Origin of the sequence: Streptomyces sp. NEAU-YJ-81 (genome assembly GCF_017592595.1) — a bacterium.
Lineage (GTDB): Bacteria > Actinomycetota > Actinomycetes > Streptomycetales > Streptomycetaceae > Streptomyces > Streptomyces hygroscopicus_B.
Genome location: NZ_JAGFNO010000007.1, coordinates 68681 through 85474 on the forward strand (window position 1 = coordinate 68681; position 16794 = coordinate 85474).

Sequence of the window (16794 nt, forward strand, 5' to 3'; positions counted from 1 at the left end):
CCCGGAGCGGTTACGGACGGCTAGGTGACGTCGTCGTAGCCGTTGCGCCGGGTGGTGCCGCCGGAGTCATCCCCGTCGGTGAGCTCCGGCCTGGCGCTGGGCGCGGCGACGGCCTCGGGGGTCAGATCCAGCTCGGACGCCTCGTCGTCGCTCAGGCCGAAGTCCGGGTCGGCGGCCCGGCGGCGCGCCTTGCGCCGGTCGTTGAGCAGGGAGACGCCGACGGCGCCGAAGTAGAGCACGACGACCGGTCCGGCCAGGGCGAACATGCCGATCGGATCGGTGCTGGGGGTGGCGATGGCGCCGAAGACCGTGATGCCCATGATCATGGCGCGCCACCAGCCGAGCATCCGGCGTCCGGTGAGGACGCCGGTGAAGTTCAGCAGGATCAGCAGCAGCGGAAGCTCGAAGGCGAGCCCGAAGACGACGATCATCCGGGCGAGCAGATCGAGGAAGTCGTCCAGCGGGAGGAGGTTGTTGGCCCCCTCGGGGGTGAAGCCGATGAGGACCTTGGCGCTGGTCGGAAGGATCATGTACGCGAAGTACGCGCCACAGACGAAGAGCGGTACGCCGAGCCCGACGAAGAACAGGCCGTACTTCTTCTCGTTGCGGTGCAGCCCGGGCGCGAGGAAGGCCCAGAGCTGGTAGAGCCAGATCGGGGTGGCCACCACCAGCCCGGTCGTGAAGGAGACCTTCAGCATGATCGTGAACGGCGACAGCAGACCGTTCACGGTGAAGTAGGCGCAGTCGTGCCCCTTGCTCCCCTTGCCGGAGAGATCGGACAGCGAGACCCCGCCACAGCCGACGGCGTCCAGCACCGGCTGCATCAGGAATTTGGCGATGTCCATGTAGAAGAACATCGCGACGATCGTGACCACGCAGATCGCCAGGACCGACTTGAGCAACCGGTTGCGCAGCTCACGCAGGTGCTCAGCCAGGGGCATCCGCCCCTCGGGGTCCTTCTCCTTCGTGCGGGCAGACTTGAGCAACCCACGTCCTCATCTCGTGCGTCCGGTGGCGGCCTTCCAATGCCGCCTTCAAGTGGCCCTGGGTCAGCGCTTGGTGGTGTCGCTCGGCTCCGACACCGGACGCGAGCTGGTCACGTCTCCGGGCGCGGCCTGGATCGTACGATGGGTGGACTCGTCCTGGCCGGGCTGGGGCGGGTCGGCCGGCGTGGTCTGCTGCTGCTGACCATCCGACTTCATGGCCTTCGCCTCGCTCTTGAGGATCCGGGCCGACTTGCCCAGCGAGCGGGCCATGTCCGGAAGCTTCTTGGCACCGAACAGCAGCAGCACGACGACAAGGATGAGGAGAATCTCGGGAACGCCGATCTTTCCGAACAGCATAAGCGTCTTCCTTCTCACCGAGGCGGCTGGGGGTGGGGCTGCCCGACCGGTCGGACAGGTGTCCGGCAGCCGTGCTGTCAGCGATCGTAGCGCGCAGGGGTAAACCGGAGGCAATCCCCGTGCGGACTCCGGGTTGCGACCCTCCGCCTCGCTACCAGGGCCGCGAAATCTCAGCGTACCCCGCTTGGCTGTGGCGCAGCAGAGCGCCCATCACCTGCGGTCCGTGCTCCTGGAGCGGACCGGGCTCTCACTCGCGACGCAGAGCGTCCACCGTTGATCCCAGCGGAACCGAGGCCCGCTCCAGGTCCTCGGCGGCCCGGGTGATCCGCTGCGAGCTGTCCGACACCTGCCGGGCCAGCCTGCGGACCTCCGCGTAGACCCGCACCGAGAGCACGGCGAGTACGGCGATTCCGCAGAAGGCGAGGGCGAGGGCGAGCATCGGCCAGAGCATGCGGCAGAGCCTAGACGGTGGAGTGCAGCCGCAGCGTGCGCACCCCGCCACCGGTGAGCAGCTCCACGATCCGCTCCCCCGCCGGTTTGCGCACCATGGTTCCGCAGTCGGGGCAGGTGAAGGAGTAGAAGGTGGTGCGGTCGCTGGCCCCGATGGCCAGCCGCAGCGCACCTGCGGCCAGCTCGAACCTGCCCCGGCACTCCGGACAGGCTGCCTTGAAAACCACCGAAGCGGCACTCCCCCGTGCGGTCACCGTGTGTGTCCCTTCACTCACCGTACGCCGCGAGCGCCTGCCGCGCCGCGTCCCGGGCACTGTCCGCGAGACCCTGCGGCGAGACGATCCGGCCGTCCCTGCCCAGCCGCAGCGCCAGGCGCCGCAGCGAGCCGGGGTCGGGCGCGCGCAGGGTGATCCGGAGGCCGCCGTCGGGCAGCTCCTCCGCGCTGTCGTGCGGGTAGTACTCGGCGACCCAGCGCCCGCCGGGGCCGACCTCGACGACCACCTCGGGGTCCTCGGCACCGGTCTGCACCAGCGCGGAGGACAGGTCCGACAGATCGCGCAGCTCGATGGGCGGCGGATCGGACGCCTCGTCGAGCAGCTTGATCTCGACGACCCGGTCGAGCCGGAAGGTCCGCCGCGCCTCGGAGAGGCGGCACCACGCCTCCATATAGGTGCGGCCGACGGCGAAGAGCCGGATCGGGTCGACCTCGCGCTCGGTGATCTCGTCGCGCGCGGGTGAGTAGTAGCGCAGCCACAGCCTGCGGCGCTCGGAGATGGCGCGGTCGACGTCGGCGAAGACGCCGCCCTCCGACTCGAAGATCACCGAGAGCCGGGAGCTGGCGCCCGCCACCTCGCCCGCGGCGGCCTCCAGCTTGGCGGTGGCCCGCAGCAGCGCCTCCCGGTCGCCCTCGCGCAGCCCGGGAAGGGTGGCGACGGCGCGGGCGGCGACCAGCAGCGCGGTGGCCTCGTCGGCCGCCAGCCGCAGCGGCTCGGCGACGTCGTCGGGGTTATGCCACCAGATCCGCTCCCCGTCGGTGTCGATGTCCAGCAGATCGCCGCCGCGGAAGCTGGTGCCGCACAGCGGCAGCACATCGAGGTCGGCGATCAGCTCGTCCTCGCTGATGCCGAAGGCCCGGGCGACATCGGCGACGCGGGCGCCGGGGCGCTCGCGCAGATATGTCACCAGGGAGAGCATCCGCCGGGTCTGGTCAATGGCGTTTCCGGCCATGATGAAGTGATCCGTCCCCTCAGCCCTTGGCGACCGCGCGCAGCCGGTCCACGACATCCGCCCGCAGCTCGTCGGGCCCCAATACGACGACGTCCGGACCGAACTCCACGAGCCAGGCGTCCAGGCCGTGCCCGTAGGGAATCTCCAGCTCGTCCCAGCCGTCGTCGGCCGCCCGGGTGGACAGCGCCCTCGCCCGCAGCGGATAGCCGTGGCCCGAGCGCAGCCTGATCCGGGCGGTGCCGGTGGCGGTCTCGCCCGCCCAGGTCTCCACGGTCTCCCGGACGGTGACGTGGTCGGGCACCTCGGCGGTGAACGCGTCGGACCGCAGCCGGACCCGTCCGGTGATCCGGGAGAGCCGGAAGACCCGCTCGGCGGCGCGCTCACGGTCCCATCCGGCGAGATACCAGTGGCCGCGCCAGGACTCCAGGGTCCAGGGCTCGACCTGCCGCTGCTCGGGGCGCGCGGCGTTCGACTTGCGGTAGTCGAAGAGAACGGGGCGGCGGTCGCGGCAGGCGAGCATCAGCGGCTCGAAGGCGGCCTCGTGGACCGGGATGCGCGGCTCCAGCGCGCTGTGCCCCGGCGTGTCGTACGGATCCTCGGCGACCGGCATCCCGGCGGCGCGCAGCTTCTGCAGCGCGCCGCTGGCGGCGCCCGCGAGCCGGGCCTGCTGCCAGACCTTGGCGGCGAGGCCGAGCGCGGCGGCCTCCTCGGCGTCGAGGGTGATCGGCGGGAGGCGGTTGCTGTCCCGGCGGGCGAGATAGCCGATCTCGCCGTCGAGGCCCTCCACCGTCTCGATGATCAGGCCGAGTTCGCGCAGGTCGTCCTTGTCGCGTTCGAACATGCGGTTGAACGCTTCATCGTTCGCCGCGTCGGTCTGGAGGTACGCCTCTATGGAGCCCCGCAACTCCCGTTTGGTCAGCGGACGCCGCGTTCCCAGCAGGCACAGGGCCAGGTTCATCAGCCGCTCGGCCTTGGCAATCGCCATCGACGCCCTTTCTTCGTGACCTTACGCACGTGACCGTACCGCTACGGGGACGCGCGGCAAAAGCCGAGGGCCCCTGCCCATTGGCAGGAGCCCCCGGCGCGACGGACCGCCGTCTCAGACGGAGACCAGATCGCAGACGAAGATCAGCGTCTCGCCCGGCTTGATCCGGCCACCGCCGGCGCCCCGGTCCCCGTAACCGAGGTGCGGCGGGACGATGAGCTGCCGGCGACCGCCGACCTTCATCCCCTGGAGTCCCTGGTCCCAGCCGGAGATGACCTGGCCGACCCCGAGCTGGATCCGCAGCGGGGTGCCGCGGTTGTAGCTCGCGTCGAACTCCTCACCTGTGCTGAAGGAGACGCCCACATAGTGCACGGCGATGTTGTCGCCGGCCTTGGCCGTGGGCCCGTCGCCCTCCCAGATCTCCTTGATCTCCAGCTCGGCCGGCGGCTCGCCGCCCGGGAAGTCGACCTCGGGCTTCTCGATGCTCACGAAATTGCTCCTTGTGACGTTGTGGGCAACCCGCACAGGTTACAGAACCGCCAGGATGTCCACGGAGAACACCAGCGTGGAGTTGGCGGGGATGCCCTTCTGGGCCGCCTTGCCGTAGCCCAGGTCCGGGGGCACGACGACCAGCACCCGGCTGCCCACCTTCTTGCCGGTGAGCCCCTGCGACCAGCCCTTGACGACCTGCTGCAGCGAGAACTGGGCGAGCTCACCGCGCTTGTAGGTGGAGTCGAACTCCTTGCCGCCGTCCCACAGCACGCCCTTGTACTGGACGAGCAGGGCATCGGTCTTCTTGACCTCCTGGCCGTCACCCTCGATGACGTAGTCGGAGACCAGCTTCTTCGGCGCGGCCTTCTTGGGAAGGGTGATGGTGGGCGCCTTGCCGTCGGTGTTGGCGGACACCTTGGGCAGGTCGGCGTCGGTCTGCTCCACCTTGCTGCCCTTGGCCGAGCTCTTGGCGTTGAAGGCACCCACGAGGTCGATGACGAAGACCAGCGTGTCGGTCCCCTTGATACCGGCCTGCGGCTGGCCCTGCTTGCCGTAGGCGTACGCGGGCGGGACGGCCAGCTCGAGCCGGCTGCCGAGGTTCCGGCCCAGCAGTCCCTGGTCCCAGCCCGGGAGGACCTGGCCCTTGCCGATCGGGAAGGCGGCAGTCTTCTTCTTGTCGAAGGTGTTGTCGATCGCCTTACCGGTGTCCCAGATCTGCGCCAGGTAGTTGATCTGGACCCAATCCCCCTTGACCGTCTTCCTGCCGTCCCCTTGGCTGATCGTCTTGACCGCGAGATCGTGCGGCGGCTTACCCGTGCCCTTGGCCACCTTCGGCTTCTCACCGAACTTCTTACCGGCGGTAATGGGCGGCACCGGTCCGGAGACGATCTTGCCGCTGGGGGCCGGTGAGGGACTCTGGTTCGTCGGCTCCTGTGACGGCTTGGTCTTGTCGGACCCTGATTCGTCATCACCACAGCCGGCGAGTGTCAGCAGGCCCGCGGGCACGGCAAGGAGTACGGAGCGTCGGCGCACGGAGTCCTCGTTAGGTAGATCTTGCGATGGCCAATGCGCGCCACTCTACGACGTGACTCGGGCCCCGTCCGGAGAACGCACGGGGCCCGAGGGCAAGGTAAGCCGTACGCCGGTCACATACCGGCGATGAGTTTCTCCACCCGGTCGTCGACCGAACGGAACGGGTCCTTGCACAGCACGGTGCGCTGTGCCTGGTCATTGAGCTTCAGATGTACCCAGTCGACGGTGAAATCGCGGCGCTGCTCCTGAGCCCGGCGGATGAAGTCGCCGCGCAGCCGGGCGCGGGTGGTCTGCGGTGGCACCGACTTGCCCTCGAAGATTTTCAAGTCGTTGCAGACCCGGGCCGCCTGACCGCGCTTCTCCAGCAGGTAGTAGAGGCCGCGGCGGCGATGGATGTCGTGGTAGGCGAGGTCTATCTGGGCGATCCGCGGATGGGACATGGTGATGTTGTTCTTGGCTCGGTACCGCTCGATGAGCTTGTACTTCATCACCCAGTCGATCTCGGTGCCGATCCGGTCGAGATCCTCGGTGCGGATCGCGTCCAGGGTGCGGCCCCACAGCTCGAGGACGCGCTCGACCATGCCGGTGCGGATGCCGCGGCGCTCGCAGAAGTCGACGGCCTTCTCGTAGTACTCCTGCTGCACTTCCAGGGCGGACGCCTCGCGCCCGCTGGCGAGCCGCACCTTGCGCTGCCCGGTGATGTCATGGCTGACCTCGCGGATCGCCCGGATGGGGTTCTCCAGGGTCAGGTCACGCATCACGGTGCCCGCCTCGATCATGCGGAGCACCAGATCGGTGGCGCCGACCTTGAGCAGCATGGTGGTCTCGGACATGTTGGAGTCGCCCACGATGACATGCAGCCGGCGGTAGCGCTCGGCGTCGGCGTGGGGTTCGTCGCGGGTGTTGATGATCGGCCGGGAGCGGGTCGTCGCGGAGCTGACGCCCTCCCAGATGTGCTCGGCGCGCTGGCTGACGCAGTAGACGGCGCCACGCGGGGTCTGGAGCACCTTGCCCGCACCGCACAGCAGCTGCCGCGTCACCAGGAACGGAATGAGAATGTCGGCGAGCCGGGAGAACTCGCCGTGCCGTGCCACCAGATAGTTCTCGTGGCAGCCGTAGGAGTTGCCCGCGGAGTCGGTGTTGTTCTTGAAGAGATAGACGTCGCCCGCGATTCCCTCCTCGTGCAGGCGACGCTCCGCGTCCACGAGCAGACCCTCGAGAATGCGCTCGCCTGCCTTGTCGTGGGTGACCAGCTCGGTCACGTTGTCACACTCGGGGGTTGCGTATTCCGGGTGCGAGCCCACGTCGAGATAGAGGCGGGCGCCGTTGCGCAGGAAGACATTGCTGCTGCGGCCCCAGGAGACGACACGGCGGAAGAGGTAGCGCGCCACTTCGTCAGGAGACAACCGGCGCTGTCCCCTGAATGTGCACGTGACGCCGTACTCGTTCTCCAGCCCGAAAATGCGGCGGTCCATGCCTGAACATTACGCCTGATGGCGTGCTCTGAAACCGGGTTCGACGGCACGGTTGCGATCATTTTCCGCGCAGGGTTCATCCGGAGTTGGGTGAACGGTCGGCCGGACGACGGGGCGTGGCCGGTCCAGGAGGAACCGCTGGGCGGCCAGCAGCACCGCCAGCGCGGCCACTCCACCGGCCGCGGGCACCGCGAATCCGGGGGCCACTCCGCCGAGCTGGACCGCCGGTCCCGCCACGGCGGTGCCGACCGCGTTGCCCACCACGAACGTGGTCACCAGCCAGGAGAACGCCTCGGTGACCGTGCCGGTGGGCGCGTGGCGGTCCACGACGACGAACGCGCAGGCCAGCGCCGGGGCCAGGAACACCCCCGCCACCCCGGCGAGGACGGTCATCATGACGACGCCAGGCACCAGCATCAGCGGCAGATAGCCGAGCGCCAGTGCGGCCACCAGCAGCCGCAGCCGCCGTTCGGGCGCGCCGGGCCAGGTGCGGCCGCCGTAGACGATGCCGCCGGCCAGCGCGCCCACGCCGAGGGCGGAGAGCAGCGCGCTGGAGACCGCGCCGCCGCCGTGCTCGTCGGCGTACGCCACCGCGGCCACCGCGATCGCGCCGAGGGCGAGCCCGATGAAGAAGAACGAGCCGAGCAGCACCAGCAGCCCGGGCGAGCGCAGCGCGCCCAGCCAGTGCGCCTCGCGCGGCGCCGAGCGCCACTGCCGCGACGGCCGCGAGACCACGACCCAGAGCGCGCCCGCGACCCCGATGGCGTTGATGACCAGCAGCGCGGCCGCCTCGGACCACACGGCCACGCTCAGGGTGACCAGCAGCGGGCCGACGGCGAACATCACCTCCTGGGCCACGGCGTCCAGCGCGTACGCCGCGTGCACCTGGTCCTCGCGCCGCAGCACCGAGGGCCACAGCGCCCGCAACCCGCCCTCCAGCGGCGGGGTGAACAGCCCGGCGATCAGCATCGCGGCGTACGCCACGGGCAGCGGGTCGAGCCCGACGACGGCGAACAGGACCATCCCGAGCGCGGAGGCCACGGCGGCGGGCAGCATCACCCAGGGCTGGCCGAAGCGGTCCACGGCCCGGCCCAGCAGCGGCTGGCCCACCGCGTTGGCCACGCCGTAGACGGCCGACAGCCCCCCGGCGAGGGCGTAGCTGCCGCCCTCGGCGCGGGAGAAGAGCAGCACGGCCAGGGCGGCGGTGGCGTTCGGAAGCCGTCCCAGCAGCGTGCCGATGAGCAGCCGTGCCGCGTGCGGGGTGCGCAGCAGTTCCCCGTAGCCAGCCGCCATTGCCTGCCCCTTCCTTGCCAGGTCCGCTTCAGGTCCTGCTTCAGGTCCTGCGGGTTTCTGTGGGTTGTCGCGAGTGCGTCGCGGGTGCGTCGCGGGTCGTGTGTGACGTTGTACGTATAACTGCCAGCGTCATACGTACCATGGCCGCCACCGCGGGTCCACTCGCGGGCCGAAATGAGCAGCCGGCTGCGAGACGCGTGGCGGCGGAGGGAGCGGAGGCGATGGTGGCGAGCGCGGACCGCGCCCACGCGGCGGACGGGGCCGCCGGGAAAGGTTCCCGGGGAACCGGCCGGACGGGTGAGTCCGCGCGGCGCGAGGGCCCGGGCGGCGGCGGGACGGCCGCTCGCCCGGCGGACACGGCTGCCGCTGGACCGGGGGCCGGGGCGGGCGCTGGACCGGGGGCCGGGGCGGGCGCAGGACGGCCGCTCGCGGGACGGGCGACGAGCCGGGATGTGGCACGGCTGGCGGGCGTGTCCCAGGCGACCGTGTCCCTGGTGCTCGGCGAGAAGTGGTCCGGACGGGTCTCCGAGCGCACCGTGGAGGCCGTACGGGCCGCCGCACGCGATCTCGGCTACCGCCCCAACCTCGCGGCCCGCAGCCTCCGCCTGGGCCGCACCAGGACCGTGCTCATGGTGGTGCCCGCCCTGACGACCGAGTTCTTCGCCCGTGTCTACACCGGCGCCGAGCGGGTCGCCGCCGACCATGGCTTCGGGGTGGTGCTCTATCCGTCCCCCGAGGGCGTGGGCCCGGCCCGGGACCCGTTCGACTCGGCGCGCGCCTCGCTCGACGGGGTGATCGCCTCCTCCATGGCGGCCGACGCGCTGGCCGCGGTGCGCGGCGGCGGACTGCCGCTGGTGATGCTCGACAGCGACCCGGACGACGCGGCCGCGGCGGCCACCGTCAACCTCGACATCGCGGACGGGGCGCGGCAGGCGGCGGGGCATCTGCTGGCGCTCGGGCACCGCCGGGTGGCCCATCTCGCGGCGGCGGTGGACTCCTGGACCTTCCAGGTCCGTGCCCGGGCCCTGGCGGAGGCGATGGACGAGGTCCCGGGCACCGCGTTGGGCACCGAACCGGCGGGGCTGACCGTCGAGGAGGGCCGCCGGGCCGCCGAACGCGTCCTGGCCCGCCCCGGGCCCCGGCCGACCGCGCTCGTCTGCGACGACGACATCCTGGCCGCGGGCGCCTGCAAGGCGGCCCGGCGACTGGGGCTGCGGATCCCGGACGACATCTCGGTGACCGGCTTCGACGATCTGGCGCTGGCCACGGCGGTGGAACCGGAGCTGACGACGGTGCGGCTCCCGGCGGAGGCGGTGGGTGCGGCCGGTATGCGAGCCCTGATGACGCTCATGGAGGGCGAGACGCCCCGGGACACCGTGCTGCCCGTCGAGCTGATCCCCCGGGGCTCCACGGCCCCTCCCCCACGGTCCTGACCGGCCTCGGGGCTACCGCTCCGGTCGTTGCGCGGCCTGGGTGCGGGGGCCGTGTGGGCTCGTCGCCGCCACAACGTCGCCGCCGCCCCGGGTGGGCCCGGGGCGGCGGCGACGGAGAAACGAACGGCAGCGGCTGGGTCAGTCCTCGGACTCCGAGGTGGACTCCTCGGCCCCGTCGGATTCGGCCGACTCCTCCGAGTCCGCCGCGCCCTCTCCCGACTCCAGGAGCCGGGAGAGCTGGCCGCCGAGGACGCGCTTGAACTTGCGCTTCTGGGGCCGGTTGCGGTCCAGGACCGCGACCTCGAGCTGCTCGGCGGTGAGGCTGCGCTCCCCGCCGTTGTTGTCGCGGGAGAGCGAGTCGACGGCCAGCTTGAGGGCCTCGGCGAGGGTCATGCCGTCCCGATGGCGCTGGTCGAGATAGGTGCTGATCTGGTCGGCGTTGCCACCGACGGCGACCGAGCCGTGCTCGTCCACGATGGAGCCGTCGTGTGGGAGGCGGTAGATCTGGTCGTCCTCGGGGCCCTCCCCGACCTCGGCGACGATCAGCTCGACCTCGTACGGCTTCTCAGCGGCACTGGAGAAGATCGTGCCCAGGGTCTGGGCGTAGACATTCGCCAGTCCGCGGGCCGTGACATCCTCACGGTCATAGGTATAGCCACGCAGATCGGCGTAACGGACACCGCCGATGCGCAGATTCTCGAATTCGTTGTACTTACCGACCGCCGCGAAGGCGATCCGGTCATAGATCTCGCTGACCTTGTGCAGCGCGCGGGACGGGTTCTCCGCAACGAAGACGATGCCGTCGGCGTACTGCAGCACGACCACGCTGCGGCCGCGTGCGATGCCCTTACGGGCGTATTCGGCGCGGTCGGCCATGGCCTGCTGAGGAGAAACATAGAACGGCGTCGTCACCGGCTGTCCGTCCCTTCTGTCAATGGCGAATGCATTCCGGCTGGACCGTCCTCTCAGAGAAGGGCGGCGCGGGGGCCGTCCGGCTCTTCGAGGCGCCGTTCATAGATGGCACGGGCGAGCTCGGACACCTCGTCCTCGCTGAACCTCTTGAAACCGTCCTCGGTGAGGGAGGTGATGATCGGGTAAATACGGCGGGCGAGATCCGGCCCTCCGGTGGCCGAATCGTCGTCGGCGGCGTCATAGAGCGCCTGGAGCACGGCAGTGGCGGCCTGCTCCTCGGTCAGGTCCTGGCGATAGAGCTTCTTGAGCGCGCCCCGGGCGAACATCGAGCCCGAGCCGGTGGCGGCGAAGCCGCGCTCCTCCGAACGCCCGCCGGTCACGTCGTAAGAGAAGATGCGGCCCTTCTCCCGGTCGACGTCCCACCCCGCGAAGAGCGGGACCACGGCAAGGCCCTGCATCGCCATGCCGAGGTTGCCGCGGATCATGGTCGAGAGCCTGTTCGCCTTGCCCTCGAGCGAGAGGACGGTGCCCTCGACCTTCTCGAAGTGCTCCAGCTCGAGCTGGAAGAGCTTGACCATCTCCACGGCGATACCGGCGGTCCCCGCGATCCCGACGGCCGAGTACTCGTCGGCGGGGAAGACCTTCTCGATGTCGCGCTGCGCGATGACATTGCCCATGGTGGCGCGGCGGTCACCGGCGAGCACCACGCCGCCGGGGAAGCTCACCGCCACGATGGTGGTGCCGTGGGGGGCCTCGATGGCGCCCTGCACCGGGGGCAGCGGACGGTTCCCCGGAAGCAGCTCGGGCGAGTGCTCGCCCAGGAAGTCCATGAACGACGAGGAGCCGGGCGTCAGGAAGGCAGCCGGCAGACGCCCTGTGCTACGAGTGTTGGCTTCCACACGTTTCCTTCCACCAGATCTTGAAATACTGCACGGACCATACCCCTGGCCATGGAAGTCATCCGTCCTGCGCCCCCTTCGCGGGGACGCAGGACGGAGAAGACGCGCTTTACTGCCCGCCCTTCTGGACGAACGACCTCACGAAGTCCTCCGCGTTCTCCTCGAGCACGTCGTCGATCTCGTCCAGCACGGAGTCGACGTCGTCGGAGAGCTTCTCCTGCCGCTCCTTCAGGTCGTCCGCGGCCTGCGCGTCCTGCGCCTGCTCCTCGACCTCTTCGGTCGAGCGCGACGCCTTCTGCTGACCGCCGCCGGTGTCCTTGGTCGCCATGTCCCTCACCCCGCTCGGTTCGCCCGCTGATTCGATCGGTCTCAAGATCAGACCCTACAAGCCGGGTCCGACATCGGCCTCCCACTCGCTACAACGTACGGAGGCCACCTCGATGATTCCCGGCTGGGGGGCATTTCAGCCGCCGGACAGCACCCGGACCAGGTCCTCGGCCGTGCGGCAGCGGTCCAGCAACTCCTTGACGTGGTTGCGGGTGCCGCGCAGCGGCTCCAGCGTGGGGACCCGTTGCAGAGAGTCACGACCCGGCAGATCGAAGATCACCGAGTCCCAGGAGGCCGCGGCGACGTCGTCCGCGTACTGCTCCAGGCAGCGGCCGCGGAAGTAGGCGCGGGTGTCCTCCGGGGGCTTGTTCTGGGCGCGGGCGACCTCCTGGTCGTCCAGCAGCCGCTTCATCTTGCCGCGCGCCGCCAGCCGGTTGTACAGGCCCTTGTCGGGGCGTACGTCGGCGTACTGCAGGTCCACCAGATGCAGCCGGGCCGCGTCCCACTCCAGGGTGTCGCGGCGGCGGTAGCCCTCCAGCAGCTCCCGCTTGGCGATCCAGTCCAGCTCGCCGGACAGGCTCATGGGATCGCGCTCCAGCCGGTTCAGCACGTCCTCCCAGCGGGTCAGGACGTCCCGGGTCTGCTCGTCGGCGTCCGCTCCGTAGCGGTCCTCGACGTACTTGCGGGCGAGCTCGAAGTACTCCATCTGGAGCTGCACCGCGGTCAGTGTGCGGCCGCTGCGCAGCGTGATCAGACGGCGCAGTGTCGGGTCGTGCGAGACCTGGTGCAGGGTGCGCACCGGCTGGTCCACCGCGAGGTCCACGGCGATGAAGCCGTCCTCGATCATCGACAGCACCAGGGCGGTGGTGCCCAGCTTGAGGTAGGTCGAGAGCTCGGAGAGGTTGGCGTCCCCGATGATCACGTGGAGCCGGCGGTACTTCTCGGCGTCGGCGTGCGGCTCGTCGCGGGTGTTGATGATCGGGCGCTTGAGCGTGGTCTCCAGGCCGACCTCGACCTCGAAGTAGTCGGCCCGCTGGCTGATCTGGAAGCCGTGCTCATGGCCGTCCTGGCCGATGCCGACGCGGCCGGCGCCGGTGACGACCTGGCGGGAGACGAAGAAGGGCGTCAGGTGGCGCACGATGTCCGAGAAGGCGGTCTCCCGCTTCATCAGGTAGTTCTCATGCGTGCCGTAGGAGGCGCCCTTGTTGTCGGTGTTGTTCTTGTAGAGGTGAATCGACTGTCCGCCGGGCAGCTCGGCGGCGCGGAGCGCGGCCTCGGCCATGATGCGCTCGCCCGCCTTGTCCCAGAGCACCGCGTCCCGGGGGTTGGTGACCTCGGGGGCGGAGTACTCGGGGTGGGCGTGGTCCACATAGAGCCGTGCGCCGTTGGTGAGGATCACATTGGCCAGGCCGATGTCCTCGTCCGTGAGCTGGCTGGAGTCGGCGGATTCGCGCGCGAGGTCGAAGCCGCGGGCGTCCCGCAGCGGGTTCTCCTCCTCGAAGTCCCAGCGGGCGCGACGCGCCCGGTGCATCGCCGCCGCGTAGGCGTTGACGACCTGGGATGAGGTGAGCATGGCATTGGCGTTCGGGTGCCCGGGGACGGAGATCCCGTACTCCGTCTCGATACCCATTACGCGCCGTACGGTCATGCGGCCCTCCTTGCCCGGCGCCGCCCCCGGCTGAGGTCGGCGCTCAAGTACCGCTGCGCTCCCGGTCCATATGCGGCCCCCGATCCCCCGTGCCGCGATCGTGCGGTACCGAAGAGCCTAGAACGGCCAAGCGGTGCTGCGGAGATCATTTCAGTCATTGCTCCGGTCGGGCTCGTAGGACTCATACGAAGAATGCGGTCCGAAAAGCGCATCCGGCTGCGGATGCCCCGTCCAGGACATCCGCAGCCGGACTGCGGTGTTACAGGTACTGACCGGTGTTCGCCACCGTGTCGATGGAGCGTCCGGTGTCCGCGCCCTGCTTTCCGGTGACCAGGGTGCGGATGTAGACGATCCGCTCGCCCTTCTTGCCGGAGATCCGGGCCCAGTCGTCCGGGTTCGTGGTGTTCGGCAGGTCCTCGTTCTCCTTGAACTCGTCCACGCAGGCGGCGAGCAGATGGGAGACGCGAAGGCCCTTCTGGTTGTGGTCCAGGAAGTCCTTGATCGCCATCTTCTTGGCGCGGTCCACAATGTTCTGGATCATGGCGCCGGAGTTGAAGTCCTTGAAGTAGAGGACTTCCTTGTCGCCATTGGCGTAGGTGACCTCCAGGAAGCGGTTCTCCTCGGACTCGGTGTACATCTGCTCGACCACCGACTGGATCATTCCGCCGATCGCGGCCTTGGGCGACTGGCCGTGCTCGGTGAGGTCGTCCATGTGGATCGGCAGGGACTCCGTGAGGTACTTCGAGAAGATGTCCTTGGCGGCCTCGGCGTCCGGACGCTCGATCTTGATCTTCACATCGAGGCGGCCGGGGCGCAGGATCGCCGGGTCGATCATGTCCTCACGGTTGGAGGCACCGATCACGATCACGTTCTCCAGGCCCTCCACGCCGTCGATCTCGGAGAGCAGCTGGGGGACGATGGTGTTCTCCACGTCCGAGCTGACCCCGGAGCCACGGGTGCGGAAGAGGGAGTCCATCTCGTCGAAGAAGACGATGACGGGCGTGCCCTCGCTGGCCTTCTCCCGAGCCCGCTGGAAGACCAGCCGGATGTGCCGCTCCGTCTCACCGACGTACTTGTTGAGCAGCTCGGGACCCTTGATGTTGAGGAAGAAGCTCTTCCCCGCGGGCTTGCCGGTCACCTCGGCGACCTTCTTGGCAAGGGAGTTGGCCACGGCCTTGGCGATGAGCGTCTTGCCGCAGCCGGGCGGGCCGTACAGCAGCACACCCTTGGGCGGCCGCAGTTCGTGCTCCTTGAAGAGGTCGGGGTAGAGGTAGGGGAGCTCGACCGCGTCGCGGATCAGCTCGATCTGGTTTCCCAGACCGCCGATCTTGGTGTAGTCGATGTCCGGAACCTCTTCGAGGACGAGCTCCTCGACCTCGCTCTTCGGAACGACTTCGTAGACATAGCCGGACCGGGACTCGAGCAGCAGGGCGTCACCGGGACGGATGGTGGTGTGCAGCAGCGGCTCTGCCAGCCGCACCACCCGCTCCTCGTCGGTGTGCCCGATCACCAGGGCACGCTCGCCGTCCTCAAGGATCTCCTTGAGGGTGACGATGTCCCCGGCGCGCTCGAACTCCATGGCCTCGACCACATTGAGCGCCTCGTTGAGCATGACCTCCTGGCCGCGCTTGAGGTCGTCGAGCTCGACGCTTGGGCTGACATTCACCCGGAGTTTGCGGCCCCCGGTAAAGATGTCGGCCGTACCGTCTTCGTTCGCCTGCAGAAAGGCTCCGAAACCGGCCGGCGGCTGGGCAAGCCGGTCGACCTCCTCCTTGAGGGCCACGATCTGGTCGCGGGCCTCACGGAGTGTGTTCGCGAGCCGCTCGTTCTGTGCGGAGACTCCCGCCAGATTGGTCTGCAGCTCGACGATCCGCTCTTCGAGAATCCTCGTATGACGCGGAGAGTCGGCGAGCTTGCGGCGCAGGACGGCGATTTCCTGCTCGAGATAGGCAACCTGGCCGGCAGGGTCATCAGACCCCCGCCCCGGCCGGATGCCGCGGTTGATGTCGTCGTCGTGGGCTGCCACGGTCCTCACCTCCTCCAAGGGGAGCTGGACGCTTCCTGACCCTACCTGGGCCGGTGCGGGTTGAAACCCCTAGATCACAAACCCGGTCGGCGTGTGTCCGATCTTCACCCTTGCGCACTCCCTCACACCAGCCGAATACCCACCCAACAACATCGGAAAGCGAGCGGTTGTATCGTCGACACGGTCAACACCCGTCAGGGCTGGCGATATTTAGACACTGTTGAATGGCGTATCGAAGGAACAACAGGGGGCACACCGTGCGGAACGAGGAGCTCGGCGATCTTGAAGTGTGGATTGACCAGGACCTGTGCACCGGCGACGGCATCTGCGCCCAGTACGCTCCCGAGGTCTTCGAACTCGACATCGACGGTCTAGCCTACGTCAAGAGCGCCGACGATGAGCTGCTACAGGAGAAGGGTGCCACCACTCCGGTCCCCCTGACCCTGCTCACCGAGGTCAAGGATTCCGCCAAGGAGTGCCCCGGCGACTGCATCCATGTACGCCGCGTCACGGACCGGATCGAGGTCTACGGCCCCGACGCGGAGTGACACTCCGCGAGCGACCGCTCACACACTCCCCGGAACCGGCAGCGCCTTCAGGACGAACCTGCCGCCCCGCCACCGCCAGTTGACCTTGCGCTGCTGATCCGGGCAGCACCGCGGCACCTTGGCCGACGAGTATCCGAGCAAGGTGGCCGAAACCGTCTTTCCGCGCACCGCGAAATCGCTGACGCTCATCCCTTCCTTCGGGTCCACGAACGTGGCCACCACGCGGGGCGCGGCGCCCGCGCGGGCCGGCTGGGAGAGCACATACACGCCACTGGGCGGGGTGCCGAAGGCCGTCGCGCAGCGCACCACGACGGCGGTCTCCGGCCGCCCGTCGCCGTCCAGGTCCGCCGAGGCCCGGTCGATGACGTCGGGCCTGGCCCGTCCGCAGTCCATCGGATAGTCCGCGGCGCGGGGATCGGGGGCCTTGGCCGCCGGAAGCCCCCCGGCACGCGGGGCGGAGGCGGCGGTGGACGTGGTGGCCTTGGCGTCGGAGGGCTGGAAGAACGACCCCCCGGCGATGACGGCGGCCACGGCGGCCGCGGTCGCGACCCAGTGCACCGGACGGGGATGGGTGTGCGCGAGATCCGGGCCCAGAGGCTGCACGCGGGATGACTCCATGTAAGGGCTGAGGCGGGAGATGCCCCGCATCGTGCCACATCTCACAGGGGCGCGGCCACCGCCCGCACACGGGGAATTCGGTGGCC

General features: G+C 69.4%; 18 protein-coding genes. 2 read left to right on the top strand and 16 right to left on the bottom strand.

What is annotated here, in order from left to right; genetic code table 11:
- Window positions 1-20: 20 nt before the first annotated feature.
- The 10 genes from tatC to J5X86_RS18180 form a co-directional block, all read right to left on the bottom strand.
- Window positions 21-986, bottom strand: coding sequence for a twin-arginine translocase subunit TatC (gene tatC / locus J5X86_RS18135; RefSeq protein WP_208517833.1), 966 nt, complete (start codon window positions 984-986; stop codon window positions 21-23).
- Between the two features lie 63 nt (window positions 987-1049).
- Window positions 1050-1340 carry a Sec-independent protein translocase subunit TatA gene (tatA, locus tag J5X86_RS18140; RefSeq protein WP_119994357.1) on the bottom strand — a complete coding sequence of 97 codons (291 nt, stop codon included), beginning with the start codon at window positions 1338-1340 and terminating at the stop codon, window positions 1050-1052.
- Between the two features lie 250 nt (window positions 1341-1590).
- On the bottom strand, window positions 1591-1794 hold the full coding sequence (locus J5X86_RS18145; protein ID WP_208517834.1) for a hypothetical protein: 204 nt from the start codon (window positions 1792-1794) through the stop codon (window positions 1591-1593).
- Window positions 1795-1804: 10 nt separating this feature from the next.
- Complete coding sequence (locus J5X86_RS18150; RefSeq protein WP_050993798.1) at window positions 1805-2068, bottom strand: hypothetical protein; 264 nt, start codon at window positions 2066-2068, stop codon at window positions 1805-1807.
- Entirely contained in the window at window positions 2061-3020 is a 960-nt protein-coding gene (locus J5X86_RS18155) for a YafY family protein (protein ID WP_119986468.1), read from the bottom strand. The genes J5X86_RS18150 and J5X86_RS18155 overlap by 8 nt, the downstream gene beginning before the upstream one ends.
- Window positions 3021-3039: 19 nt before the next feature.
- Complete coding sequence (locus tag J5X86_RS18160) at window positions 3040-4005, bottom strand: YafY family protein (protein WP_208517835.1); 966 nt, start codon at window positions 4003-4005, stop codon at window positions 3040-3042.
- A 114-nt stretch (window positions 4006-4119) separates the two neighbouring features.
- Entirely contained in the window at window positions 4120-4494 is a 375-nt protein-coding gene (locus J5X86_RS18165; RefSeq protein ID WP_078640496.1) for an FKBP-type peptidyl-prolyl cis-trans isomerase, read from the bottom strand.
- A gap of 39 nt (window positions 4495-4533) precedes the next feature.
- Entirely contained in the window at window positions 4534-5529 is a 996-nt protein-coding gene (locus J5X86_RS18170) for an FKBP-type peptidyl-prolyl cis-trans isomerase (protein WP_208517836.1), read from the bottom strand.
- 113 nt (window positions 5530-5642) lie between these two features.
- Complete coding sequence (pafA, locus tag J5X86_RS18175; RefSeq protein ID WP_078640498.1) at window positions 5643-7004, bottom strand: Pup--protein ligase; 1362 nt, start codon at window positions 7002-7004, stop codon at window positions 5643-5645.
- Window positions 7005-7013: 9 nt separating this feature from the next.
- On the bottom strand, window positions 7014-8297 hold the full coding sequence (locus tag J5X86_RS18180; protein ID WP_208517837.1) for an MFS transporter: 1284 nt from the start codon (window positions 8295-8297) through the stop codon (window positions 7014-7016).
- Between the two features lie 452 nt (window positions 8298-8749).
- On the opposite strand from J5X86_RS18180, the gene J5X86_RS18185 reads away from it, so the two are divergent.
- On the top strand, window positions 8750-9730 hold the full coding sequence (locus tag J5X86_RS18185; RefSeq protein ID WP_208517838.1) for a LacI family DNA-binding transcriptional regulator: 981 nt from the start codon (window positions 8750-8752) through the stop codon (window positions 9728-9730).
- A gap of 138 nt (window positions 9731-9868) precedes the next feature.
- On the opposite strand, the gene prcA is transcribed toward J5X86_RS18185, so the two are convergent.
- From prcA to arc, 5 genes are all read right to left on the bottom strand, one after another.
- Window positions 9869-10642 (bottom strand): proteasome subunit alpha, encoded by a 774-nt coding sequence (gene prcA / locus J5X86_RS18190; RefSeq protein ID WP_208517839.1) that lies wholly within the window; start codon window positions 10640-10642, stop codon window positions 9869-9871.
- A 53-nt stretch (window positions 10643-10695) separates the two neighbouring features.
- Window positions 10696-11541: a proteasome subunit beta gene (gene prcB, locus J5X86_RS18195; RefSeq protein WP_208517840.1), complete on the bottom strand. Its 846-nt coding sequence runs from the start codon at window positions 11539-11541 to the stop codon at window positions 10696-10698.
- A 109-nt stretch (window positions 11542-11650) separates the two neighbouring features.
- Entirely contained in the window at window positions 11651-11869 is a 219-nt protein-coding gene (locus J5X86_RS18200; protein WP_078640503.1) for a ubiquitin-like protein Pup, read from the bottom strand.
- Between the two features lie 135 nt (window positions 11870-12004).
- On the bottom strand, window positions 12005-13516 hold the full coding sequence (dop, locus tag J5X86_RS18205) for a depupylase/deamidase Dop (protein ID WP_208517841.1): 1512 nt from the start codon (window positions 13514-13516) through the stop codon (window positions 12005-12007).
- A 259-nt stretch (window positions 13517-13775) separates the two neighbouring features.
- Window positions 13776-15542 carry a proteasome ATPase gene (gene arc, locus J5X86_RS18210; protein WP_208517842.1) on the bottom strand — a complete coding sequence of 589 codons (1767 nt, stop codon included), beginning with the start codon at window positions 15540-15542 and terminating at the stop codon, window positions 13776-13778.
- 224 nt (window positions 15543-15766) lie between these two features.
- Here arc and J5X86_RS18215 point away from each other — a divergent pair, with 224 nt between their 5' ends.
- Window positions 15767-16090: a ferredoxin gene (locus tag J5X86_RS18215; RefSeq protein ID WP_208517843.1), complete on the top strand. Its 324-nt coding sequence runs from the start codon at window positions 15767-15769 to the stop codon at window positions 16088-16090.
- An 18-nt stretch (window positions 16091-16108) separates the two neighbouring features.
- On the opposite strand, the gene J5X86_RS18220 is transcribed toward J5X86_RS18215, so the two are convergent.
- Window positions 16109-16738, bottom strand: a complete 630-nt coding sequence (locus J5X86_RS18220; RefSeq protein WP_374229262.1) for a hypothetical protein — start codon at window positions 16736-16738, stop codon at window positions 16109-16111.
- Between the last annotated feature and the right edge of the window lie 56 nt (window positions 16739-16794).